Source organism: Caballeronia telluris, assembly GCF_001544495.1.
In the GTDB taxonomy this organism is placed as follows: Bacteria; Pseudomonadota; Gammaproteobacteria; order Burkholderiales; family Burkholderiaceae; genus Caballeronia; species Caballeronia telluris.
Genome location: NZ_FCNZ02000160.1, coordinates 1 through 519, shown reverse-complemented (window position 1 = coordinate 519; position 519 = coordinate 1). Strand labels below are relative to the sequence as shown.

General features: G+C 58.8%; 1 pseudogene. It reads right to left on the bottom strand.

Annotation, left to right across the window (positions count from 1 at the left end):
• Positions 1 to 75: 75 nt before the first annotated feature.
• A pseudogene (locus AWB66_RS32715) lies at positions 76 to 438 on the bottom strand (molecular chaperone DnaJ); the annotation flags it as partial.
• Positions 439 to 519 lie beyond the last annotated feature (81 nt).

Genomic DNA, 519 nt, shown 5'->3' with positions numbered 1-519 from the left:
ATCGGAAACAGGCGTTGGCCGCACGCGCGGCGTAACGCCAAACTCGCCGGTCTCCGACAAACCCGGGGCGCTTCAATGTCTGTTGAAAATGACTTTCAACTGTGCATTGTTGCTTTCTTCGATCAGATCGCCAGCCAGGCCGGCGATCAGCTCCGAGATGGTGCGCCGCTCGGCCTTGGTCAGTCCTTTCTGGTCAAAGGCACCATCGAGCCGATAAACCATCCTTGCGTGCAGATCCGTCGATTCGCGCTCGAGGGGCAATAGCTCGTCGACGTACTTTTTCTGGAACGCCGGCATGACGGTCTCCCACGCCCGCAGACGGTCACGGCGCTTCTCGATCTGTCTGATCAGAGTATTAAATGCCTTCTGTCCCGGAGATAGACTAGCCTTGTTGTGGCCCGGCGCGATGCTGACGGCCTGGTGGATCGCCTTGGTCATGAGATGCGTATTTCGCGGAAGCTGGACACGCGTTTCGCTTGAAGCCGGACAGGTGTTTCGCGCGAAGCTGGACAGCCGGAG